This is a genomic window from Streptomyces sp. NBC_00236 (genome assembly GCF_036195045.1).
Lineage (GTDB): Bacteria > Actinomycetota > Actinomycetes > Streptomycetales > Streptomycetaceae > Streptomyces.
In genome coordinates, this window is the sequence record NZ_CP108100.1 from 1,694,867 (window position 1) to 1,717,783 (window position 22,917).

At 71.6% G+C, this 22,917-nt stretch carries 22 protein-coding genes; 6 read left to right on the forward strand and 16 right to left on the reverse strand.

The annotated features are described in order from the left end of the window. Positions 1-3: 3 nt before the first annotated feature. From OG446_RS07455 to OG446_RS07475, 5 genes are all read right to left on the reverse strand, one after another. Positions 4-924 (reverse strand): carbohydrate ABC transporter permease, encoded by a 921-nt coding sequence (locus OG446_RS07455; protein WP_219569434.1) that lies wholly within the window; start codon positions 922-924, stop codon positions 4-6. Next, positions 921-1,850: a carbohydrate ABC transporter permease gene (locus tag OG446_RS07460; RefSeq protein ID WP_328893271.1), complete on the reverse strand. Its 930-nt coding sequence runs from the start codon at positions 1,848-1,850 to the stop codon at positions 921-923. The genes OG446_RS07455 and OG446_RS07460 overlap by 4 nt, the downstream gene beginning before the upstream one ends. 173 nt (positions 1,851-2,023) lie before the next feature. Further along, positions 2,024-3,751: an L-arabinonate dehydratase gene (araD, locus tag OG446_RS07465; RefSeq protein WP_328893272.1), complete on the reverse strand. Its 1,728-nt coding sequence runs from the start codon at positions 3,749-3,751 to the stop codon at positions 2,024-2,026. After that, positions 3,748-4,650 (reverse strand): dihydrodipicolinate synthase family protein, encoded by a 903-nt coding sequence (locus OG446_RS07470; protein ID WP_328898233.1) that lies wholly within the window; start codon positions 4,648-4,650, stop codon positions 3,748-3,750. Before OG446_RS07470 ends, araD begins: the two co-directional genes overlap by 4 nt. A 32-nt stretch (positions 4,651-4,682) precedes the next feature. Then, entirely contained in the window at positions 4,683-5,339 is a 657-nt protein-coding gene (locus OG446_RS07475) for a GntR family transcriptional regulator (protein WP_328893273.1), read from the reverse strand. 257 nt (positions 5,340-5,596) lie between these two features. Here OG446_RS07475 and OG446_RS07480 point away from each other — a divergent pair, with 257 nt between their 5' ends. After that, positions 5,597-6,805 (forward strand): MFS transporter, encoded by a 1,209-nt coding sequence (locus OG446_RS07480; RefSeq protein WP_328893274.1) that lies wholly within the window; start codon positions 5,597-5,599, stop codon positions 6,803-6,805. Here OG446_RS07480 and OG446_RS07485 read toward each other — a convergent pair. Continuing rightward, on the reverse strand, positions 6,788-7,966 hold the full coding sequence (locus tag OG446_RS07485) for a hypothetical protein (RefSeq protein ID WP_328893275.1): 1,179 nt from the start codon (positions 7,964-7,966) through the stop codon (positions 6,788-6,790). The genes OG446_RS07480 and OG446_RS07485 overlap by 18 nt on opposite strands. Then, positions 7,963-8,922, reverse strand: a complete 960-nt coding sequence (locus OG446_RS07490) for a 5-dehydro-4-deoxyglucarate dehydratase (protein ID WP_328893276.1) — start codon at positions 8,920-8,922, stop codon at positions 7,963-7,965. The genes OG446_RS07485 and OG446_RS07490 overlap by 4 nt, the downstream gene beginning before the upstream one ends. 765 nt (positions 8,923-9,687) lie before the next feature. Between OG446_RS07490 and OG446_RS07495 the strand changes: the two genes are divergently transcribed. Then, on the forward strand, positions 9,688-10,497 hold the full coding sequence (locus OG446_RS07495) for an NAD-dependent epimerase/dehydratase family protein (protein WP_328893277.1): 810 nt from the start codon (positions 9,688-9,690) through the stop codon (positions 10,495-10,497). 96 nt (positions 10,498-10,593) lie between these two features. Next, positions 10,594-11,808: a TerD family protein gene (locus OG446_RS07500; RefSeq protein WP_328893278.1), complete on the forward strand. Its 1,215-nt coding sequence runs from the start codon at positions 10,594-10,596 to the stop codon at positions 11,806-11,808. Between the two features lie 127 nt (positions 11,809-11,935). Here OG446_RS07500 and OG446_RS07505 read toward each other — a convergent pair whose 3' ends face one another. From OG446_RS07505 to OG446_RS07520, 4 genes are all read right to left on the reverse strand, one after another. Further along, a complete protein-coding gene (locus OG446_RS07505; protein ID WP_037711258.1) occupies positions 11,936-12,166 on the reverse strand; it encodes a hypothetical protein in 231 nt (76 codons plus the stop codon). Between the two features lie 145 nt (positions 12,167-12,311). Then, positions 12,312-13,784, reverse strand: coding sequence for an alkaline phosphatase PhoX (locus OG446_RS07510; RefSeq protein ID WP_328898234.1), 1,473 nt, complete (start codon positions 13,782-13,784; stop codon positions 12,312-12,314). Between the two features lie 165 nt (positions 13,785-13,949). Next, entirely contained in the window at positions 13,950-15,428 is a 1,479-nt protein-coding gene (locus OG446_RS07515) for a hypothetical protein (RefSeq protein ID WP_328893279.1), read from the reverse strand. A gap of 216 nt (positions 15,429-15,644) precedes the next feature. Further along, a complete protein-coding gene (locus OG446_RS07520; protein WP_328893280.1) occupies positions 15,645-16,349 on the reverse strand; it encodes an antibiotic biosynthesis monooxygenase in 705 nt (234 codons plus the stop codon). Between the two features lie 135 nt (positions 16,350-16,484). Between OG446_RS07520 and OG446_RS07525 the strand changes: the two genes are divergently transcribed. Then, on the forward strand, positions 16,485-17,606 hold the full coding sequence (locus tag OG446_RS07525) for a lipid II:glycine glycyltransferase FemX (protein ID WP_328893281.1): 1,122 nt from the start codon (positions 16,485-16,487) through the stop codon (positions 17,604-17,606). Positions 17,607-17,616: 10 nt separating this feature from the next. On the opposite strand, the gene OG446_RS07530 is transcribed toward OG446_RS07525, so the two are convergent. Beyond that, complete coding sequence (locus tag OG446_RS07530) at positions 17,617-18,276, reverse strand: DUF4232 domain-containing protein (protein ID WP_328893282.1); 660 nt, start codon at positions 18,274-18,276, stop codon at positions 17,617-17,619. Positions 18,277-18,412: 136 nt separating this feature from the next. Here OG446_RS07530 and dapA point away from each other — a divergent pair, with 136 nt between their 5' ends. Next, the gene (gene dapA, locus OG446_RS07535; protein ID WP_328893283.1) at positions 18,413-19,303 is read left to right on the forward strand and encodes a 4-hydroxy-tetrahydrodipicolinate synthase; all 891 of its coding nucleotides are present in this window, start codon (positions 18,413-18,415) and stop codon (positions 19,301-19,303) included. Positions 19,304-19,351: 48 nt separating this feature from the next. On the opposite strand, the gene dapD is transcribed toward dapA, so the two are convergent. The 4 genes from dapD to OG446_RS07555 form a co-directional block, all read right to left on the reverse strand. After that, the gene (gene dapD, locus OG446_RS07540) at positions 19,352-20,341 is read right to left on the reverse strand and encodes a 2,3,4,5-tetrahydropyridine-2,6-dicarboxylate N-succinyltransferase (RefSeq protein WP_328893284.1); all 990 of its coding nucleotides are present in this window, start codon (positions 20,339-20,341) and stop codon (positions 19,352-19,354) included. A gap of 212 nt (positions 20,342-20,553) precedes the next feature. Further along, positions 20,554-20,718, reverse strand: a complete 165-nt coding sequence (locus tag OG446_RS07545) for a hypothetical protein (RefSeq protein ID WP_328893285.1) — start codon at positions 20,716-20,718, stop codon at positions 20,554-20,556. Between the two features lie 81 nt (positions 20,719-20,799). Beyond that, positions 20,800-21,363: a TetR/AcrR family transcriptional regulator gene (locus OG446_RS07550; protein WP_328893286.1), complete on the reverse strand. Its 564-nt coding sequence runs from the start codon at positions 21,361-21,363 to the stop codon at positions 20,800-20,802. Further along, a complete protein-coding gene (locus tag OG446_RS07555; RefSeq protein ID WP_328893287.1) occupies positions 21,363-21,683 on the reverse strand; it encodes a DMT family transporter in 321 nt (106 codons plus the stop codon). Before OG446_RS07555 ends, OG446_RS07550 begins: the two co-directional genes overlap by 1 nt. Before the next feature lie 118 nt (positions 21,684-21,801). Between OG446_RS07555 and OG446_RS07560 the strand changes: the two genes are divergently transcribed. Then, positions 21,802-22,917 (forward strand): DUF7847 domain-containing protein, encoded by a 1,116-nt coding sequence (locus OG446_RS07560; protein ID WP_328893288.1) that lies wholly within the window; start codon positions 21,802-21,804, stop codon positions 22,915-22,917.

A 22,917-nucleotide genomic window follows, 5' to 3' on the forward strand; every position in this document is an offset into this window, starting at 1 on the left:
CCGTCACCCCTTCACTGCGCCGGCGCTGAAGCCGGTGATGAGCCACTTCTGGATGAAGGCGAAGACGATCACCACGGGGACCGCGGCGATCACTCCGCCGGCGGCGAGCGCGCCCAGGTCGACGCTGTCCGCGCCGATGAGGGTGTTCAGGCCGACCGGGATCGTCTGCTTGTCCTGCTCGCTGAGGAACATCAGGGCGAACAGGAAGTGGTTCCAGCTGTGCACGAAGGCGAAGGAGCCGACCGCGATGAGGCCCGGCCGCAGCAGCGGCAGCACGACCGCGCAGAAGGCCCGGAAGCGCGAGCAGCCGTCCACCCAGGCGGCCTCCTCCAGGGTGACCGGCACGTTCTTGATGAATCCACTGATCAGGATGATGGAGAGCGGCAGCTGGAACACCGTCTCGGCGATGACCACGCTCCCCAGGGAGTTGATCATCTGGAGGTTCTTGAAGATCTCGAAGAGCGGTACGAGCATCAGCGCGCCCGGGATGAACTGCGAGCAGAGCAGCGCCAGCATGAAGCCGTTCTTGATCCTGAAGTTGAACCGGGCGAGCGCGTAGCCGCCGGCCAGCGCGACGAGCGTCGTGCAGACCAGGGTGCAGACCCCGACGATCATGCTGTTCTGGAAGAAGACGGCGAAGCTGCGCTCGTTCCAGACCTTGGAGAAGTGCTCCCCGGTCATCGGCCAGGGCACCAGCGAGGTGGAGCCCGCGGGGCGCACGGCGAACAGGAACATCCAGTAGAACGGAATGAGGGTGAAGACGAGGTAGATGCCCAGCGGTACGTAGATCTGCCAGCGCGGTACGTCGTCGAAGGCGCGTTCACGGCCGGGCTTGCCGCGTCGGTGCGCGGCCGGGGTGCGGTGGTCGCGGACGGGCGGTCGCGCGGCGTCGGTGCCGTTCTTCTCGGCCAGTGCGGCAGTCACTTGTGTTCGCCTCCGAACTTGCTCAGGCGCAGATAGACGATCGAGCAGAAGAGGAGGATCACGAAGGCGACGGTGGTGAGCGCGGAGGCGTACCCGAAGTCGTGGCCCTCGATGCCGGTGTTGGCGACGTAGAGCGGCAGGGTGGTGGTCTCGCCGGCCGGTCCGCCACCGGTGAGGGTGTAGAGCAGGTCGACGTTGTTGAACTCCCAGACACCGCGCAGCAGCGTGGACAGGATGATCGCGTCCCGCAGGTGGGGCAGGGTGATGTGGAAGAACTGGCGCATCCGCCCGGCGCCGTCGACGGACGCCGCCTCGTACAGCTCCTTGGAGACGGACTGGAGGTCGGCGAGGATGAGGATGGCGAAGAAGGGGACTCCGCGCCAGAGTTCGGCGACGGTCGCGGCCCAGAAGACGGTTCCGGTGTCGGAGAGCACGGAGGTGCCGTAGTCGCCGATCCCGGCGTCCGCGAGGTAGCGGCTGAACCCGGTCGAGGAGTTGTAGAGCAGGATCCAGATGGTGCTGGTCAGCACACCGGAGACGGCCCAGGGCGAGAAGACCATGGCGCGGGAGATGCCGCGGCCGATGAAGCTCTGGTTGACGATCAGCGCGAGCGCGAGGCCGAGGGTGAGCTGGAGCGCCACCTGCACGACCACCCACTGGGCGCTGAAGCCCAGCGTCGTCCAGAACTGGTCGTCGTCGGTGAAGATCCGGGTGAAGTTGTCGAAGCCCGCGAAGCCGTTCCGCCACGGCTTGGTGACGTTGTAGTTCTGCAGGCTGTAGTAGAAGACGCTGATCACCGGGTAGGCGATGAAACCCAGCATCAGCAGCCCCGCGGGGGCGATCAGCAGATACGGCAGTCGGCGGGGGCTCGCGGAGCGGCGCCTGGGCACCTTGGGCGGTGTGGCCACAGCGGCGGCTTGGGCCATGACACGTCTCCGTTCTCTCTCAGGTACGGGGTGCACGGTGGTGCGTGAGGGTGCTGGACGGTGCGGTGGTGCGTGAGGGTGCGGTGGTGCGGTGATGCGTGTAGTGCGCAAGCGCTTGCCGCATGATGTTCGATATTCCGAACGGGGCGGTGCGCCCGAATTCTGCTGGGCCGTCAGCCGGCGTAGGGGTCGGGGACTTCTCCCGGCCGGGCCAGGAAGGCGAAGTCGCAGCCGGTGTCGGCCTGGGTGATCTGGTCGTGGTAGAGCGCCCCGTAGCCGCGCTCGTACCGGGTGGCGGGCGGCGTCCACTCGGCCCTGCGCCGCTCCAGCTCCTCTTCCGTCACGTCGAGATGGAGCAGGCGCGCCTCGACGTCCAGAGTGATCGGGTCGCCGGTCCGCACGAGCGCGAGGGGCCCGCCCACATACGACTCGGGGGCGATGTGCAGGACGCAGGCGCCGTAACTGGTGCCGCTCATCCGGGCGTCGGAGATCCGCACCATGTCCCGTACGCCCTGCTTCAGCAGGTAGTCGGGGATCGGCAGCATCCCGTACTCCGGCATCCCCGGGCCGCCCTTGGGTCCGGCGTTGCGGAGCACCAGCACATGGTCCGGAGTGAGGGCCAGTGCCGGGTCGTTGATGGTGCGCTGCATCTCCTTGTAGTCGTCGAAGACGACCGCGGGACCGGTGTGGCGCAGCAGGTGGGGCTCGGCGGCGATGTGCTTGATGACCGCCCCGTCCGGGCAGAGGTTGCCGCGCAGCACCGCCACGCCGCCCTCGTCCGCCAGGGGGTTGTCGCGTTCGCGGATGACGTCGCTGTTGTGCACGAGTGCGCCGTCGAGCTGTTCGCGCAGGGTGTCGTGCGCGACCGTGGGCCGGTCCAGGTGCAGGACGTCGGTCAGCCGGGCCAGGAAGCCGGGCAGTCCGCCGGCGAAGTGGAAGTCCTCCATGAGGTACTTCCCGCCGGGCCGCAGGTTGGCCAGCACGGGCACGGTGCGCGCGATGCGGTCGAAGTCGTCCAGGGTGAGCTTGATGCCGGAGCGGCCCGCCATGGCGATCAGATGGATGACGGCGTTGGTGGAGCCGCCGAGCGCGAGGACGGTGGCGACGGCGTCCTCGTACGCCTCCGCGGTGAGGATCGACGACAGCTTCCGCTGTTGCCACACCAGTTCGACGATCCGGAGGCCCGACTGCGCGGCCATCCGGTCGTGACCGGAGTCGACGGCCGGGATGGAGGAGGCGCCGGGGACGGTGACGCCGAGCGCCTCGGCGGCTGCGGTGAGGGTGGAGGCGGTGCCCATCGTCATGCAGTGGCCGGGTGAGCGGGCGAGCCCGTTCTCCAGTTCGCCCATCTCGCAGTCACCGATGAGTCCGGCCCGCTTGTCGTCCCAGTACTTCCACATGTCGGTACCGGAGCCGAGGACCTCGTTGCGCCAGTGCCCCGGCAGCATCGGCCCGGCCGGCACGAAGACGGCGGGCAGGTCGACGGAGGCGGCACCCATCAGCAGCGCGGGCGTCGACTTGTCGCAGCCGCCCAGCAGCACCGCGCCGTCGACGGGGTAGGAGCGCAGCAGCTCCTCCGTCTCCATCGCCAGCATGTTGCGGTAGAGCATCGGGGTCGGCTTCTGGAACGTCTCCGAGAGGGTGGAGACGGGGAACTCGAGCGGGAATCCGCCGGCCTGCCAGACCCCGCGCTTGACCGCCTGCGCGCGGTCGCGCAGATGGACGTGGCAGGGGTTGATGTCCGACCAGGTGTTGAGGATCGCGATGACCGGCTTGCCCAGGTGCTCCTCGGGGAGGTAGCCCAGCTGGCGGGTGCGGGCCCGGTGGCTGAAGGAGCGCAGCCCGTCGGTTCCGTACCACTGGTGGCTGCGCAGTTCCTCGGGGGCGATGCGACCGGTCATATGGACCACCCCGCGACCTGGTCGGCGACCTCGGCGCGCTGCGACTCGGGCAGCACCCGGCTGGGCGGGCGGACGTCGCGGCCGCACAGGCCGAGCGAGGCCAGCGCCTCCTTGACGACGGTCACGTTGTTGGCGGACTGCCGGTCGGCGCGCAGCTCCTCGAAGCGGCGGATCTGCTCCCACACCTTCATGGCGGCCGGATGGTCGCCGGCCCGCAGCGCCTCCAGCATGGCCAGGGAGACACCGGGCGCGATGTTCACGAGGCCGGAGGTGAAGCCGGTGGCACCCGCGGAGAAGTAGGCGGGGGCGTACAGCTCGGCGAGGCCCGCGACCCAGACGAAGCGGTCGAGGCCCGCGTCCCGGGCGAAGGCGGCGAAGCGCGCGGCGTCCGGGACGGCGTACTTGACGCCGATCACGTTGGGGCAGCTGTCGGCGAGCACCGCCAGGCACGCGCCGTCGAGGTGCGGGTTGCGGATGTAGGGGACGACACCGAGTCCGGGGACGGCCTCGGCGATGGCCCGGTGGTAGTCGACCCAGCCGTCCTGCGAGACGTACGGGTGAACGGGCTGGTGCACCATCACCATCTCGGCGCCGGCGTCACGGGCGTGCTCGGCGGCGGCGACGGCGGTCGGTACGTCGTGCCCGACGCCGACCAGGATCGTGGCGCGGCCGCCGGCCTCGTCGATGGTCAGCTCGGTGACGGTACGCCGCTCCTCGGGGGTGAGCGCGTAGAACTCCCCGGTGTTGCCGTTCGGGGTGAGGATGCGCACGCCGCCGTCGAGCATCCTTCGCAGCAGGGCGCGGTGCGCCTGCGTGTCGATGGTGCCGTCCTCGGCGAACGGGGTCACCGGGATCGCCACGACGTCTGCGAGGGCCGCCTTCAGCGGTGTGAGGTCCATGCGGACAGGCCTTTCGTCGATGTGCTGCTGGTTCACGCCGCGTCACCCCCGTCTTCGTCGTCGGGGAACGCGCGGCGCACGAACGACGCGATGTGGTCGTGCAGAGCCCCGGCCGCCGCGTCCGCGTCGTCGGCGAGCGCGAGCCGCAGGATCTCCCGGTGCTCGGCCGCCTCCCGCTCCCAGGAGGGGATGGTCGACCAGGCGACCGTCGACACGAGCGCCGCCTGGTCGCGGACCTCGTCGAGCATCCGGGCCAGCAGGGGGTTGCCGCAGGGCAGGTAGAGCGCCCGGTGGAAGTCCCGGTTGGCGAGCGACCTGTCGGCCTTGTCACCCGCCGAGTCGGCGCGCTCCAGGGCCTCCTGGGCCTCGTCGAGCGAGGCCTTGCGGGTGATGGAGCGACGCAGCGCCTCGGGTTCGAGCAGCAGCCGCACGTCGTACACCTCCCGGGCCATGGTCGCGTCGACCAGCCGCACGATGGCGCCCTTGTACTGGCTCATGACGACCAGGCCGGTCCCGGCGAGCGTCTTGAGCGCCTCACGGACGGGGGTCTTGGACACCCCGAACTGTGCGGCGAGTTCGGTCTCGACGAGCGCCTGCCCTGGTCTCAGCTGCGCCGTGAGGATCGCGTGCTTGATCGCCTCCAGCACGTACTGGGTGCGGGACGGAATCGGGGTGGGCGCAAAGGTCATGAGTGAAGGGCTCTCGCATCTCGCGTATCGCGTCTCATATATGACGTACGAAGTACGACGCGTTGAAGCTAGAGGCGCCGCGAATGTTTCGTCAACGCTTCTGGCAGAAGAACTTCACCGGGCTAAGACGTGTGCCGTACACCGATCTCCCCGGCACCCCGTCGGCCCCCCACCGCCTACGGCAACCGCCCGATGTCCTGCAACGGCCTTACCGGCCAGCCTGATCGCGTAACGGACGTGCAGGTCAGGGAGGTTCGATGGGTGAGTCGGCGGCAGGACGGATACTGCGGGACCGGACGGCCGGGCTGCTGCTCACCTCGGTCGTGGTGTCCGGTTTCGGCAGTTCCGCGATGTCACTGGCTGCCGGGATCTGGGTCAAGTCACTGACGGGCTCGGACAGTCTGGCGGCGCTGGCGCTCTTCGCCGTCTGGCTTCCGGTGCTCTTCGGGCCGGCCCTCGGAGCGGTGGCCGACCGGCTGCCGAGGAAGCCGCTGCTGGCCGGGGCGAACGTCGTCATGGCGCTGCTGCTGACGGCACTGGCCGCCGTGGACCCCTCGGGCCGGATCTGGATCCTGTTCGCCGTCCTGCTGCTGTACGGGGCCGCCTCCGTACTCATGGACGCGGCTGAGTCCGCCCTGGTCGCACAGGCCGTGGACGCCCGCCTGCTGGGCGACTTCAACGGCTTGCGGATGATGGCGAACGAGGGCGTGAAGCTGGTGGCCCCGCTCACCGGCGCGGCGCTCTGCGCCCGCTTCGGCGGTGACGCGGTGGCCCTGCTGGACGCGGCCTCCTTCGCCCTGGCCGCGGGCCTCTACGGGGCGCTGCGGGTACGCGGACCGGCGCCGGCCGAGGTCCACCGCCCTTCCGGGATACGGCAGGTGTGGGGAGCGCCGGCGCTGCGGCCGCTGGTGCTCGCCGGATCCGTCACGATGCTGTGCGCCGGGCTCAATGGGGCGATGCTGTACGCCGTCGTGGACGGGGTGCTCGGCCGCTCCCCCGCGTACGCCGGAGTGCTCTACGCGGCGCAGGGCATCGGGTCCGTCGCGGTCGGGCTGCTGGCCGCACCGCTGCTGCGACGGATGCCGGAACGGGTCTTCGCGGCGGCGGGCATCACCGTGTTCGCGGTGGCGGTGGGCCTGCGGGCGCTGCCGTACGACACCGTGGCGCTGACGGCGTGCGCACTGATCGGTGTGGGCCTGCCCTGTGTGCTGATCGCCGCGATGACGGCGGTGCAGCGGGAGACGCCGGACGCGGTACTGGGCCGGACGTCGGCGACCGCGGCCACGCTGATGATGGCGCCCAACGCGGTGGCGCTGGCGCTGGGCGCGGGGCTGCTCGCGCTGGTGGACGTGCGGGTGCTGCTGCCGCTGGTGGGCGCGGTGGCGCTGCTGACGGCAGCATGGCTGCTCACGGGCCGGCAGGGAAAGACCCCCACCGGCCCGCGGGCGTCAGCGGCCGAGGCGTGAGAGCGCCCCGGTGACGGCTTCGAGGTCCGGCCCCGAGGCCAGCCCCGCGTGATACAGGCGCAGTTGGTTCGCTCCGAGGGAGGCGGCGTGCGCGGCGTCGCGCTCCAGCGTGCCGGGACTGCCGCCCATCCCGCGCACCACGGTGAGGTTGGCCGCGAGGACGCCTCCGCGTCCGGCGAACGGGCCGAGCACCGCCTCGCGCGCCGCGTCACCGCCGGTGCACGGCAGCACCACGCCGTCCGCCACGGACAGGATGTGCTCCGGGTCGACGCCCACGTTGGCGCCGGAGCGGTACGGCGCGGGGTCCGCGTGCAGCAGCACCTGGAACCCTGGGGCGGCGGCGGCGCGCACCGCGGCCACCACCGACTCCTGAAGCCCGCGGGCCACCTCGGTGCGATACCGGAGCGTGGCCCCGGCCGGATCGGCGCCGAGCAGCTTCTCGACCCCGCCCCAACCCGCTTCCGGGGTACCGGAACCGGCCCAGACCGGCTCCAGTGCGCCCCGCACGGCACGGCCCAACTCCGCGGCGTCCAGCCCCTGCCCCTCGTATCCGGCCCGGCAGTCCGGGCAGAAGCACAGCGACATCAGGTACTGCGCCGCGTCCCCGAGGCCGACGCCCCCGACCTTGTCGTGGGCGTGCAGATGCGCGAAGCCGTACCAGCCGCACGACTCCAGCTCGGTGCCCCGCGCCCCGTCCCGTACCGCCGCCTCCGCGGCCAGGTCCACCAGATACGCGCGGACCGCGGGCTGCGCGATGCACGGGGCCCACGGGTAGCGGTCCCCGTAGGCGTTGACCACGGACGTCTCCGGATGCTCCGCGCCCAGCCGGGAACTGTGCGCGAGCACGACCCAGCTGTGCACGTCGAGCCCGGCACCGGCCAGGGCCTCGGCGGCCTCCGCGTAGGCGTCGTCCGAGTCCACCCAGGACTGGGTGTACGGGCGCAGCTCACGCCCCGCCCACCGCCCGGCGTCCGGTTGGTACAGCACCGCGGCGTGCTCGGCCGTGACGATGCGGCGCGCGGGGTGGCGCGGGGTCAGTGCCCGGGTGGAGTGGTAGGCGGCGGCGAGCGTCACCTGCTGGACGCCGAGGTCCGCGACGCGGGCAGCCGCGGCCGGATCCCCGACGACGTCCCAGGGGTAGAGGAAGGCGGAGGTCTTCACCCGCGCTCCCCCGCGCCGGCGCTCTCCAGCAGCGCGCGGCCGGCCCCGATGATCTCCGTCAGCTCCTTGATGTGCGCGGCCGGCGGCTCGGTGAGCGGGCTGCGGACCTCGCCGACGTCCAGGCCCTGGAGGCGGACGGCCGCCTTGACCAGCGAGACGGCGTAACCGCGGCCCTTGGCGCGCAGTTCGACGAGCGGCCGGTAGAACGAGTCGAGCAGTGCGTTGACGAGGCCGTCGTCGCCGGACTCCAGAGCGCGGTAGAACGCCAGCGCGATGTCGGGCGCGAAGGCGAAGACGGCGGAGGAGTAGAGCGTGACGCCGATGCCCCGGTAGGCGAGGCCGGTGAGCTCGGCGGTGGGCAGCCCGTTGAAGTACAGGAAGTCCTGGCCGGGCAGCCCGGTGCGGACGGCACTGACGATGCGCTGCATCAGATCGAGGTCGCCGTAGCCGTCCTTGAGGCCGATGATGCCCGGCGTCTTCGCCAGCGCGACGACGGTCTCGGGGGTGAAGACGGCGTTGTCGCGCTGGTAGACGATCGTCTCCAGGCCGGTGGCGGCGGCGAGCGCCGCGTAGTGGGCCAGCAGTCCCTCCTGACCGGCGACGACCAGGTACGGCGGCATGGCGAGGAGCCCGTCCGCGCCGGCCTCTTCCGCGAGCTTCGCGAACTGGACCGCCAGGGCGGTGCCGTATCCGGCGCCCGCCACGACGGGCACCGCACCGGCGGTCTCCTCGACGGCCGCGGCGACGACGAGGCGGAACTCCTCGGGCGTCAGGGCGTGGAACTCGCCCGTGCCGCAGCAGGCGAATACGGCCGCCGCACCGGCGTCGACGCCCGCGCGCACGTGCGCGCGGAAGACGTCGAGGTCGACGGAGCCGTCCGGCCCGTAGGCGGTGACGGGGAAGAAGAGCGGCCCGGCGACAGCGGTGAGTCGGGCGGCAAGTGGGGCTGAGGTCACGGGCGCTCCCTGAGCGGATTCAGGCGTGCACAATTCTGATTGACGTCCATATTCATGAACGGTCTTACGCTAAGGCAGCGCCTTGGCACGGGTCAAGGCGGGTCACCCCGGTCCGGGGCACGGGTTCCGTCCTCAAGCGCCGGACGGGCTTGATGGGTCCGGGTCCCCCGCCCCGGTGCGCCGTTGCCCGGCGGGTGGGGGTCCGGTGCCCCTCCGGGGCGTCTCCTCAAACGACGAACGTTTCCAGTCCCACGCAGCGGACCCCGGTATCCGTTCGTCGTCCTGCGGGGACTCCCCTGCACGGCCCCGGACCGGCCGCCTTGCGTCTGCGACAGTCGCAGGGCCGGTGTGCAGACGCACGGCGGCCGGGTGGGGGCGTGCAGGGGAGTCCCCGCAGAAAATGGCGTACGACCCGGGTCGTTCGCGCACCGGGGTGCACACGCCATTTTTGAGGAGTCTCCCCGGAGGGACCCCACCCCACCCACCGCACAGAGGCGCACCCCGCGGCGGGGCCGCACCAACAAGCCCGTCCGGCGATTGAGGACGGACCCCCCGCCCCGGACAGGGGCAAGCAACAAACCCCCCTTGACGCAACCGCACACGCTCCGTAACTTGTCCACGCATGTGAATGCCATCCACGCATCGGGCACCCGCGCCCGCCACGCATCGGGCGCCCGCGCCCACCACGCATCGGGCGCCGCCCCCACCACGCATCGGGCGAGCGCCCGCTCGCCACGCTCGCCGACCTACCGAGGAGATCCGCGTATGTCCGCTCCCCGCACCGTCCTGCTCACCGGCGCCGCCGGCGGTCTCGGCACCCTGATGCGCGGACTGCTGCCCGCCCACGGCTACACGCTCCGCCTGTTCGACATGATCCCCATCGAGGGCGAGCCGGACGCGATCACCGCGGACCTCGGCGACAAGGAAGCGCTGCGCGAGGCCGTGCGGGGCGTCGACGCGATCATCCACCTTGCGGGCATCTCCCTGGAAGCCTCTTTCGACAAGATCCTCCGGGCGAACATCGAGGGCACCTACAACCTCTACGAGGCCGCCCTCGCGGAGGGCGTGCGGCGGATCGTCTTCGCGTCCTCCAACCACGCGGTCGGCTTCACTCCCCGGCCGCTCCCCGGCGACCCGCTCATCCCCATCGACACGCCTCGGCGCCCGGACACCTTCTACGGACTCTCCAAGTCCTTCGGTGAGGACCTCGCCCAGCTGTACTGGGACAGGCACGGCCTGGAGACCGTCTCCGTACGCATCGGCTCCTGCTTCCCCGAGCCGACGTCGGTACGGATGCTGTCCGTCTGGATGAGCCCCGCCGACGGGGCCCGGCTCTTCGACGCCGCGCTCACCGCGGAGAACGTGGGCCATACCGTGATCCACGGCTCGTCGGACAACACCCGCCTGTGGTGGGACCTGACGACGGCCCGCTCCCTCGGCTACGACCCGCAGGACGACTCGGAGGAGTACGCGGCGAAGCTCATCGCCGAACACGGCGAGCTCGACCCGGACAACCCGGACCACGCCCACCTCGGCGGCCACTTCTGCACCAACCCGCCGATCTGGCCGTACTGAGCGGGGCCGCCCGTGCACGAACCCCGTTGCCGCCGTACGGGCGAAGCCGCCCGAAGGTAAGGGAACGGCAAAGCCGGGTCATTCGTTACCCCGTGCATGACCGCTATGACACCCGGCTCGAACATCCCACTCTCCGCCCCCCGCGTGGCGGTGGACGTCGCCGCCCCCGTGCGGCTCGACGTATCGGGCCTGCTGCTCACCGCCGACGGCAAGGTGCGCTCCGACGACGATTTCATCTTCTACAACCAGCCCGCGGGCCCGGGTGTGACCTACCGCTCCGGCGGCGGCACCGCACCCGACGCGATCGTGGTGGACACCGCGGCCGTGCCGCCCGGCATCGAGAAGATCGTCGTCACCGCGAGCCCGGACGGCGCGGGTCAGACCTTCCAGGGCATCGAGCCCACCGCCACCGTGCGCAACGCGGACGACGGAAGTGCGCTCGCCACGTTCACCCCGCCCCAGCTGGGCGCCGAGACCGCGCTCGTGGTCATCGAGGTCTACCGCCGCGGCGGCGCCTGGAAGGCCCGCGCGGTCGGCCAGGGCTATGCCAACGGGCTGGCCGGCATCGCCACCGACTTCGGCGTCTCGGTCGAGGAGGAGCCCGCCGCGGCCCCCGTCGCGGTCACTCCCCCGGCCCCCGTCGCCGCGCCGGTGGACCCGCGGATCGCCGCTCCCCCCGTCACACCCCAGGCGCCTCCGGCGCCTCCCGCGCCCCCCGCGCCCCTGGCCTCGGGGAAGATCAACCTCGACAAGGGCCGGGTCAACCTGCAGAAGAACCAGACGGTGTCGCTGGTCAAGGGCGGCCGCCCACTGCTCTCCCAGGTCAAGATGGGCCTCGGCTGGGAGCCGGCGTTCCGGGGCAAGGACATCGACCTCGACGCCTCGGTGATCGCCTACGGCCCCAACCGCAATCACCTGGAGAGCTGCTACTTCGGCAAGCTCTCCATCCTGAACGGTGCCATCAAGCACTCGGGCGACAACCTCACCGGTGAAGGCGCCGGCGACGACGAGGTGATCGTCGTGGACCTGGGCCGGATCCCCCCGGAGGCGACCGGTCTGGTGTTCACGGTCAACTCGTTCACCGGTCAGAAGTTCACCGAGGTGGCCAAGGCCTACTGTCGGCTGATCGACGGCGCCACCGGCGAGGAGCTGGTCCGCTTCGATCTGACCGGCGCCGAGCCGCAGACCGGCGTGATGATGGCGAAGCTGATCAAGCAGTTCTCCGGGGAGTGGGAGATGACCGCGATGGGCGACTTCGTGAAGTCGCGCACCGTCCGCGGCATGGTCAAGCCCGCCGCCCAGTCCCTCTAGGGACCGGGTCCCCGGAGGGACCGGCCGACACCACAACGGCTTCAGGGGCACCCGGCTGGCTGCGGGTGCCCCTGAAGGCGGTCGGCGAGAGATATATGGCGTACGCGGCGCGTGCTCGTCGCTTCTCTCAGAGCTTGGTCAGCTTGGAGTACGGGCTCAGGATCCTCCCCTGTCGCCCCGAGAAGTCGATGAGCACTGCGTCGTTGTCGCCCTCGACAGCAAGGACTCGCCCGAGTCCGAACTGGTCATGCGACACCCTGTCGCCCACATCGAACAATTCGACCGGTGGGGCCGCCTGGGCCGGGCGGTTGAAGGGACTGGAAGGCAGGTGACGCCGGGATCCGGCTGACTGTTTCATTACCTTGAGTATGCGCCCTGAAAACGCCCGACGCCATGCCCGACCACTCCTGGGGCCGCACTGATGCCGGATTCGTAATCAGGGGTTCCGGCTCCGGCGGGTGCCCGGCCCCGCTTCCGGCCGGGCACCCGCCGACCGAAAGGCCTTACCCCTCGCGGCGCGGCTGGCGCTTCCACGGACCGGTGATGGCCAGCATGATGCCGGGTGTCTGGATGTTGGCGAAGAGCGTCTTCCCGTCGGGCGAGAAGGTCACACCGGTGAACTCGCTGTACTCCGGATCGGCCTCCGTTCCGACGTTCAGCTCGTTGCGCGCGATGGGGTAGGTGCGGCCGCTCTCGGTCGCCCCGAACAGGTGCTGGATGCCCTCGCCGTCCTCGGAGATGACCAGGCCGCCGTAGGGCGAGACCGTGATGTTGTCCGGGCCGTCGAAGGCGCCGTCCTTGGAGGGATCGGCGTTGACGCCGAGCAGCACCTTCAGCGTCAGCGTGCGGCGCTTCGGGTCGTAGAACCAGACCTGGCCGTCGTGCGGGACGGGGCTCTCCGCGCGAGCGAACGAGGAGACGATGTAGGCGCCGCCGTCGCCCCACCACATGCCTTCGAGCTTGCGGGCGCGGGTGATGTCCTTGTCACCGAACTGCTTGCGCACCGAGACGCTCTTGGCGTCGCGGTCGGGCACGTCGACCCAGTCCACGCCGTACACGGTGCCGATCTTCGTGGCGCGGGAGAGGTCGTCGACGAACGCTCCGTTCTTGTCGAAGCACTTCGTGGCCTGCAGCACACCGGCGTCGTCGGCGAGCGTGCGGAGCTTGCCGTGGCCGTGCTTGAAGCCGCGCGGCGGCACCCAGCGGTAGAGCAGCCCGTTGGGGCCGGACGCGTCCTCGGTGAGGTAGGCGTGGCCCTGCTTGGGGTCGATGACGACGGCCTCGTGGGCGTAGCGGCCGAACGCCTTGATGGGACGCGGGTCGCGGTTGGCGCGCTTGTCGTACGGGTCGACCTCGAAGACGTAGCCGTGGTCCTTGAGCAGGCCGTTCTTGCCGGCCTTGTCCTCGGTCTCCTCGCAGGTCAGCCAGGTGCCCCACGGGGTGGAGCCGCCGGCGCAGTTGGTGGAGGTGCCGGCGATGCCGACCCATTCGGCGGTGCGGCCGTCGCGGCGGGTCTCCACGACGGTGCAGCCGCCGGCCGCGACCGGGTCGTAGACGAGGCCGTCGATGAGCGGAACCGGGTGCTCCCAGCCGGCCCGGGTACCGCTCAGCTCGTGGTTGTTCACCAGCAGGGTCACGCCGCGCGCGCCCTCGAAGGCGGCCGTGCCGTCGTGGTTGGAGGGGGTGGACTCGCCGGTCTCCAGCTTGGTGACGCCACTGTGCGTGATGACCTTGTACGAGAAGCCGGCGGGCAGCGCGAGTATGCCCTTCGGGTCGGGCAGCAGCGGCCCGTAGCCGGGCTCGTGGCTGTGCCCGTGTCCGCCGTGCCCGTGGCCGTGGTCGTCGTGGCCGTGCTTCGAGTCCCCGGCGGCGAGGGCGCCGGGGGCGGTGGCCAGCGCGGCAACGGTTCCGGTGAGGGCGATGCCGGCACCGGTGAGGGCGGACTGTCTGGTGAATTCCCTGCGCGTGAAGGCCATCACGTACTCCTGGTGCAGCTGGGGCGGGTTGTTGGTGCGCTCACCGTCCCGCCCTTGCGCCAACATCAGTTGAACTGAGGACGACTTCGAGGGAATCCCTTCCGTGAACATCCCCGACGGCGGGTGGCCGAATGCGCTGGTCCGCCACCCGCCCCGTCAGGTCCCTCAGTTGCCCGAGCCGCCCCGGGAGCGGGCCTTGAACGCGGCCTTGCGGGCGTCCTTCGCCTGCTTCTTGTCGCTGTGCAGCCGCCCCATCGCCTCCAGGACGTCCCCCGTCGCCGGGTGGTCCACCCGCCACGCCTCGTCGAAGAAGCCACTGTGCTGGCCGGACAGCCCCTCGACCAGGCCCTGGAGCTCGTCCAGATCGCCGTCCGCCTCCAGCTGTGCCGCGATCGTGTCGATGGCGAGCCAGAAGATCATCGCCTCCGAGGGCGGCGGTACGTCGGCGGCGCCCCGCTCGGCGAGCCAGACCCGGGCGAGTCCGCCCAGCTCCGGGTCGCCCAGCACTGCGCGCACCGCGGGTTCGGCGTCCGCGCCGACCAGGGCGAGCGCCTGCTGGCAGTGCAGCCGGCGCAGAGGTGCCTGCGGGTCCCCGCCGCGCGCGGCGGCCAGGAGTTCACCGGCGGCCCCGTCGGCGCCGTGGCGCGCGAGCCACAGCTCGATCTCGCCGCGGGCCGCCGCCTCGGGGTAGTACGCGATGCCGCCGAGCAGTACATCGGCGCCCTTGTCGGCCAGGTCGCCGATGGCCGGGGCGTCCACACCGGCGTCCAGCATCCGGGCCCGGATGCCGTAGATACCGAGCGGGGTCAGCTTCACCATGCCGTACCGGGTGACATCGTCGTCGTCGGCGGGCGGCACGGACTCCTCGCCCTCCTCGGCCAGCAACGCCTCGTCCACCGGCCGGTACTCGACGATGCCGATCGGTTCGAGCACCCGGAACTGGTCGTCGAGGCGCATCATCGCGTCCGACACCTGTTCCAGGATGTCGTCGGTGGGCTCGCCCATGTCGTCGGGGACGATCATCGAGGCGGCCAGGGCGGGCAGCGGCACGGCCTCGTCCCCCGCACCCTCGCCGACCGTGAGCAGATAGAGGTTGCCGAGCACCCCGTCGAGGAATTCCGCTTCGGTCTCCGGGTCCCAGTCCAGTGCGTCGAAGTCGATCGACCCGTCCTCGCCGACGAGGTCGGCGAAGTCGTCGAAGACCGGGGCGGTGGCGTCGGCGTGCGCGGCCTCCAGGCCGTCGAGCCAGATCGACAGCACGTCCTGCGGCGAACCGCCGGTCAGCAGCGCCAGGTTCTCCCCGGCGGTGACGGTTCCCTCCGCGTCCTCGGCGAAGCCCTCCTCGTCCGCACCCGGCTCCGTCTCCGGGTCCTCGACCTCGACCAGTCCGGTGTCCACCGCGAGCCGCCAGGCCTCGCTGGCCTCCGCAGCGCCGTCCTCGTCCGCTGCGAGGCCCAGGTGCTCGGCCGCCGCGGGCAGCTGGGCGTCGACGAGTTCGCCGCCGGCGCCGACTCTCGTGTCGGGGCCGGCCCAGCGGGCGAGCCGGACGGCGCGGGCGAGCAGCGGTGCCGCGAGCGCGTCCCGTGCCAGCTCCGCCTCGGTGTGCAGCCGTACCGGCGGCAGGATGGGGCGCTCTGCGGACATCAGGGGGTCTCCTCGAAAACGTGCGGGCGTACACGTCGCCGGGGCCACGGCTCCGGTCGCGTACGGGGTCAGGCGGCCCAAGCCTAGACGCATTGCGCCCCCGGCCGCCCGGTGCACGGGACAGATGGGGACCCACTGTCCGCGGCGCCCGGGCAACTGGTCTCCGTGCACGAGGGATTGCCGCCCCCGGAGGCCCTCGGGACCCGTGCCCGCGGGCTATCCGCCCTGCCCCGGCCGCAGGCTGAGCGCCGGGGTGTAGCGGCGCACACCACCCCCGGTGATCCCCGGGTAGGTCTGTACCCGTTCCCACTGCGGCGTCCGCGAGCCGATGCCGTTGCCGGGCGCGGCCAGGGCGTCGATGTGGGCCTGTGCGCTCTCCCACTCCGCGTAGTTGAGCACCCGGGTGCCGTCGGTGCTCACATGGAAGTGTCCGGCGAGCCCGCCGGGCGCCGGGGCCGGATCCGTACCCAGTGCCTCGAACACACCGTCCACCCAGTCGCGTTGGCGGGCCTTGTCGGCCCCGTCGAACTCGACGTCGACCACCACCACGCAGCCGGGCTCCCGGCCGCCCGGCGAGGAGGACCGGTAGAGCTCGTAGGTGTGCAGTCCGAGCCGTTCGATGCCCGGCACTGCCGCGTCGATCTCGGCGTTGCGCTCGTCCCTGCCGTCCCGGACGAAGTCCCGGTAGCTCTCCTCGCCGGTCCACTGCGAGTAGTGGAAGAGCGTTCCGGCGTCCTCCCCCGTGTACACGCTGTACGAGAGCAGGCCCGGGTGCGGCCACCGTCTGGTCCCCCACGCGGCACGGATGGCCTCGACGGTCTGCCGCCGGCGCTCCGGTGTGCCGGCGTCCCAGGTACTGGCCTTGACGAGTCCCGCATCCGCACGGGTGACATCGGGCCGGGACACGAACTCCACTGTCATGGCTGCTCCCCTCACCGGCGCACCCTTGCGGTGCGCCCGTGACAACCACCCTGATACGTCAAGCGCGCTTGAGGTCAACCGTGGCTCGCGTGCCTCTCGTTACGCTGACGAATCGGACAACGAACGGAGTACCGCATGACGCTGCGGGTCGAGGAGATCACGCGCGAGCAGCACGTGGCGTTCGTCGCCGGCCGGGGGTCGGCAAGCCATATGCAGGTCCCGTCGTGGGGTGAGGTGAAGCCCGACTGGCGCGCGGAGAGCATCGGCTGGCTGGACGAGGACGGGCTGATCGTCGGCGCGGGGCTGGTGCTGTACCGCCCGGTCCCGAGGCTGAAGCGGTATCTGGCCTATCTGCCGGAGGGCCCGGTGATCCCGTGGCACGAGGGCGAGCTGCGCCCCTGGCTGGATCCGCTGGTGGCCCACGCCAAGGCCCGGGGCGCGTTCACGGTACGGATGGGCCCGCCCGTGGTCGCCCGCCGCTGGGACGCCGCGACGGTCAAGGACGCCATCGCGGACCCGGCCGCGGGCCGGCTGCGCGACGTCGAGGCGGATGAGACCGAGCCCCGGGCGGCCGAGGTCGTGGAGCAGCTGCGCCGGCTGGGCTGGCAGCAGGGTGCGGACGGGGACACGGACGGCTTCAGCGCCGGGCAGCCGCGGTACGTGTTCCAGGTGCCGTTCGCCGGACGTTCGCTGGAGGAGATCCGGGACGGACTGAACCAGCAGTGGCGGCGCAACATCAAGAAGGCGGAGAAGGCGGGTGTGAAGGTCGTGGAGGGCGGCCTCGACGACCTCCCGGTCTTCTACGAGCTGTACCGGGAGACGGCCGAGCGTGACCGCTTCATCCCCCGGCCGCTCGGCTACTTCCAGCGCATGTGGACCGCGCTGCGGGCCGAGGACCCGGACCGGATGCGGCTCTATCTCGCCCACCACGACGGTGAGGTGCTCTCCGCGGCGACGATGCTGACCGTGGGTTCCCACGTCTGGTACTCGTACGGTGCCTCGACGAGCCGCCGGCGCGAGGTGCAGCCCAGCAACGCGATCCAGTGGCGGATGATGTGCGACGCGCACGAGCGGGGCGCCGCCGTGTACGACCTGCGGGGCATCACGGACACCCTCGACGAGGGCAACCATCTGCTGGGTCTGCTGCGGTTCAAGGCAGGCACCGGGGGGCGTGCCGCCGAGTACGTCGGCGAGTGGGACTACCCGGTCAGCAGGCTGCTGCACAAGGCGTTCGGGCTGTACATGGCCCGTCGCTGAGCCGCACGGGTCACTCGGGCGTGACGGTCCGCCAGCCCGTCATGTTGAACTCGTCGAGCAGCCGCACGTCGCTGCCCTCCAGCGGGAAGGTGCGGGGCTCCAGGCCGGGGGCGGGGGCGATCTCCAGCGCGTCGCCCTCGATGAGGTCGCCGCCGGTGGGGGTGGAGACCCAGACCAGGAGCGAGCGCATGGTCTTCCCGGGGGCCAGCATGACCTCTTCAGGCCCCTTGTCGTTCCCGAAGTACGACGAGCCCGGGTTCACCTTGACCGGGAGGGCGTCGCCGTTCTCGTCGAGGGCCTGGACCGAGGGATAGCCGTTGACCCGGTGGGGCTCGCCGCCGCAGTTGGTCAGCGTCAGCCCGACGGCCCGGTGCCCCAGGGCGGCCTCCACGGGCCCCATGTCCACCACGAGGCCCGAGGCCGGGCAGCCTCCGGTGGTGGTGGGTGTGGGGGCCGGGCGGGCGTCGGGCCCGGTCGCGAGGGCCGGCGGCGACGGCGTCGCCGCCGCTCCCCCGGCGGAGGTGTGCGAGGGGCCCGGCCCCGGCTCCCCCTCACCGGCCGGCACGAGGAATCCCGAGCACCCGGCCAGGGCGAGCGTCCCCGCGAGGACGAGGGCCGCTGCCGGGATCGGGCCGCGCATACCCCGGCCCGTCGTCGTCCGCATCTTCATGTACCCCGCCCCGTGTCGCCCCGCCCACATGTGCGGCCGATCATGCCAGAACAGGGCCATAGTTGAGTATTACTTCACCTTCACCCGGAGAAGAACTAAGTAGACCTTCATGGTCCGGGCGGCCGACACTGCGGACATGACGCCGCCCGTACCCTCCCGCCCCCGCCCCTTCGGCCGCACCCTCTGTGCCATGATCACGCCGTTCACCCCGAGCGGCGCCCTCGATCCGGACGCGGCCGCCGCACACGCCGTGGCGCTGGTCGCCGGCGGCTGCGACGGTCTGGTGCTCAGCGGTACCACCGGCGAGTCCCCGACCACCTCGGATGCCGAGAAGGCGGCCCTGGTGCGTGCCGTGCGGGAGGCGGTCGGCCCGGACGTGTCGCTGGTCGCGGGCGTCGGGACGGCCGACACCCGGCACACCGTGGAACTGGGCGGACAGGCACAGGCGGCGGGCGCCGACGGACTGCTGGTGGTCACCCCGTACTACAGCCGCCCTCCGCAGGCCGCGGTCGAGGCGCACTTCCTGCGGGTCGCCGAGTCGTCCGGGCTCCCGCTGATGCTGTACGACATCCCCGGCCGCACCGGGACCCGTATCGAGCCGGCGACGATGCTCCGGCTGGCGGAGCACCCGCGCATCGTGGCGGTGAAGGACTGTTCGTACGACCTGCTGGGGGCGACGAAGGTGATCGCCGCCACCGCGCTGGCGTACTACTCGGGCTGCGAGGAGCTGAATCTGCCGCTGTACGCGGTGGGCGGCGCCGGATACGTCAGCACCGTGGCCAACGCGGCGCCCCGCCCGCTGCGTGCCGTGCTGGACGCGTTCGACGCCGGGGACACCGCCGGGGCGGCCCGGCTGAACGCTCGCCTGGCTCCGCTCACGGAGCTGATGATGGCGTCCGGGCTGCCGGGCACGGTGACGGCGAAGGCCCTGCTGGACGCGGGCCCGGTCCGTGAACCGCTGCAGCCCGCCGGGCGCGAGGCGGCCGACGGGCTCCGTAGGGCGTACGAGGAACTCCTCGCCGCTTGAAGGGCCCGGCAATTGAGGGGCGGTGACCCCCCATTGCCGGACCTCTTCTCAGTCGTTGCTGTGCAGGACGTCGTTGAGGCCGCCCCAGACCGCGTTGTTCGGGCGGGCCTCGACGGTGCCGGTCACCGAATTGCGGCGGAAGAGGATGTTCGAGGCGCCGGAGAGCTCGCGCGCCTTGACGACCTGACCGTCCGGCAGGGTGACACGGGTGCCGGCGGTGACGTACAGACCGGCCTCCACCACGCACTCGTCACCGAGCGCGATCCCGACACCGGCCTCCGCACCGACCAGGCAGCGTTCGCCGATCACGATGCGCTCCTTGCCGCCGCCGGAGAGCGTGCCCATGGTGGAGGCGCCGCCCCCGATGTCGGAACCGTCCCCGACGACGACACCGGCGGAGATGCGGCCCTCGACCATGGAGGTGCCGAGGGTGCCGGCGTTGAAGTTGACGAAGCCCTCGTGCATGACGGTGGTGCCGGCGGCGAGGTGCGCACCGAGCCGCACCCGGTCGGCGTCGGCGATGCGGACGCCCTTCGGCGCGACGTAGTCCGTCATGCGCGGGAACTTGTCGACAGAGGTGACCTGGAGGTGCAGTCCCTCGGCGCGGGCGTTCAGCCGCACCTTCTCCACGTCGTCCACGGCGACCGGGCCCAGCGAGGTCCAGGCCACGTTGGTGAGGAGACCGAAGAGGCCGTCCAGGTTCTGCCCGTGCGGCTGGACGAGGCGGTGCGAGAGCAGGTGCAGGCGCAGATACGCGTCGTGCGCGTCGAGCGGCTTGTCGTCGAGCGAGGCGATGACCGTGCGGACGGCGACGACCTCGACCCCGCGGCGGGCGTCCACGCCGATGGCCTTGGCGGCGCCCTCGCCGAGCAGGTTGACCGCGCGGTCGGGGGTCAGCCGCTCGGTTCCGGCCGGTCCGGGCTCTGTGGTGAGCTCGGGAGCGGGGAACCAGGTGTCGAGAACGGAACCGTCGCCGGCGATGGTGGCGAGGCCGGCGGCGACGGCGCCGGTGGAACGGGGAGAAGTCGTGTCGGTCATGCCCCGAACCTAACCGGCCGGGGGCGGCCCGGGCCAACCGGTCTCAGCGTCCGGGCGTCGCGGAACCGCACCGAGGGGGCCGGCCCCGCCCTCCTCGTACCGACCCGCCGGCCGTCGTACGGGAACCACCCCCGCGGCCTCCCGCACGACGGCCGGTACGGACCCGGCGTCAGGAACGCCGCCCCTCCTCGTCGGCCGACGCGGCCGCGCCGTCACGGGGTAGCCGGACGCCGAGTCCGGATCGCCCCTCCGGCGTACAGCGGGGTCTCCGCGTCCAGGAGCAACAGGTCACACTCGCCCGGCAGGTGGATGCCGATGACCGGCCGGTTCAGCACGTCCTGAGCCTGGGCGGCCCGGATCCCGGGGATGGTGGCCATCCCCCGGCAGACCGAGGCAAGCCCTTCCGGTCGGCAGGGCAGGACATCGCGAGTACGGAGGGCGCCGGGAAGTCGAAGCGTTCACGGGGCGATCGGTCGTCTCCCGACCTCCCGGCTGATGCGGCCCAGCATCTCCCGTGCGTACGCCTCGTCATAGACCCCGTCGGTGAGGAGCACCTGCAGGCAGATCCCGTCCATCAAAGCGACCAGTGCCCGTGCCGTGACCGGGCCGGTGCGGGGTGCCAGGAGCGCGGCGGTGCCGTCGGCCCACTCGGCGGCGACGGGACGCAGCGCGGGCCGGCGCAGAGCGGCGAGGTAGAGCTCGTACTCCAGCTCCGCCGGGCCGCGTCCGGCGCCGAAGAACTCCCCGAGCAGCCGGGCGAGTTCGGCCGCGAGGTCGGCGGCCGGGTCGGTGAGGGCACTGCTCCGGCGCATGAGCGCGGCGAAGTTCTCGTTCGTGCGGCGCAGGGCGGCGATCAGCAGTTCGTCCAGCGAGGCGAAGTGGTACGTCGTCGAGCCGAGCGGCACATCGGCCTCGGCGGCGACGGAGCGGTGGCTGAGCCCGGCGATCCCCTTGGCGCCGACCACCCGGATCGCCGCGTCGATGATCCGCTCTCGGCGCTCGGGGTCGTACCTGCGCGCCATCAGTGCGCGCCGCCCAGGTTGAGGACCACCACACCGGCGATGACCAGGGCGATGCCCGCCGCCTTGACCGGGCTGCCGGACTCCCCCATGAACAGCATGCCGATGACGGCGACGGCTGCCGTTCCGATCCCGGCCCAGATCGCGTAGGCCGTACCCATCGACATCGTCTTGAGGGTCTGGGCGAGCAGCGAGAAGGCCAGCAGGTACCCGGCGACGGTGATCAGGGAGGGCCACAGCCGGGCGAATCCCTCGCTGTACTTCATGGCGGTCGTCCCGGCCACTTCCGCCGCTATGGCCGCGGCCAGCAGTCCGTATCCCATGTGTACGAGTGTACGCATGGGAGGCCGAGGGAGGCTCTGGGCCGAATGGGTGACGAGGGCGCTACCGTGGTCCGTCCAGTACATGCCAGATCATGATCGACTGACCGACGGAGCAGCAGTGGCGCAGGACGCAGGGTGGGGTGGCGGTGCGTACGGGGGTGCGCCGTACGGGGGACCTCCGGGGCCGCCCGGCTGGGGCGGCTGGGGCGGTGGCTGGGTGCCGCCGAAGCCGGGGGTGGTCCCCCTGGGCCCGATGAGGCTCGGGGACGTCATGGGCGGCGCTTTCGCCACCGTCGGCCGCTACGGCAAGCAGCTGCTCGGCGTCGGTGCCGCCGCGTACGGCGGGGCGCTGGCCGTGGTGCTGACCGCCGCCGCGATCGCGTACTCGGCGGTCGCGGACCATCTGGACCGCATCCTGTCGCTCGGCTCCGACGAGGACCCCCGCGCGGAGGACTGGGTGCCGCTGCTCATCGCCTTCAGCTCGGTCGCACTGGTGGCCCTGATCGCCACCGTGATCTCCACGGCCCTGATGTACACGGCGGTGCCCGCGGTCCTCCAGGAGGCGGTCCTGGGCCGCCCGACCACGTTCTCCACCGTCTGGCGGCGGGCCTGGAGCCGGATGCCCGCCGTGGTCGGGACGGTGCTGCTGACCTGGCTGATCGTGCTGGTCCCGATCCTGCTCGCCTGGATCGGCTTCGTCGCCATCGTGATCGCCGCGGTCAGCACGGACGGCGGCGGGCAGGTCGCGGTGATCCTGATCGGTGTCCTGGGCGCCCTGGCGACGGCCCCGCTGGCGACCTGGCTCTGGGTGAAATTCAGCCTGGCTCCCTCGGTCGTCGTCTTCGAGAGCCAGGGTCCGATCGGGGCGCTGCGCCGCTCGTCGCGGCTGGTGCGCGGCGACTGGTGGCGGATCTTCGGGATCACGCTGCTGGCCGGCGCCGTCGCCGGGTTCGCCGGCTATCTGATCCAGATCCCGTTCTCACTGCTCGGCACGTTCTCGGGCATGCTCGGCACGGTGAACCTGGGCGACGACCCGAATCCGGCGGCGGTCATCGCCGCCGTCAGCGGCTATGTGCTGTCGATCATGGTCGGCCAGCTGATCTCACAGCTGGTCGTGGCCACCTTCCCGCCGCTGGTGACGGGGCTGCTGTACGTCGACCGCCGGATCCGCACCGAGGACCTGGGGCCCGTACTCGCCGAGGCCGCCGCGGTGCCGCCGCAGTACACGGAGTAG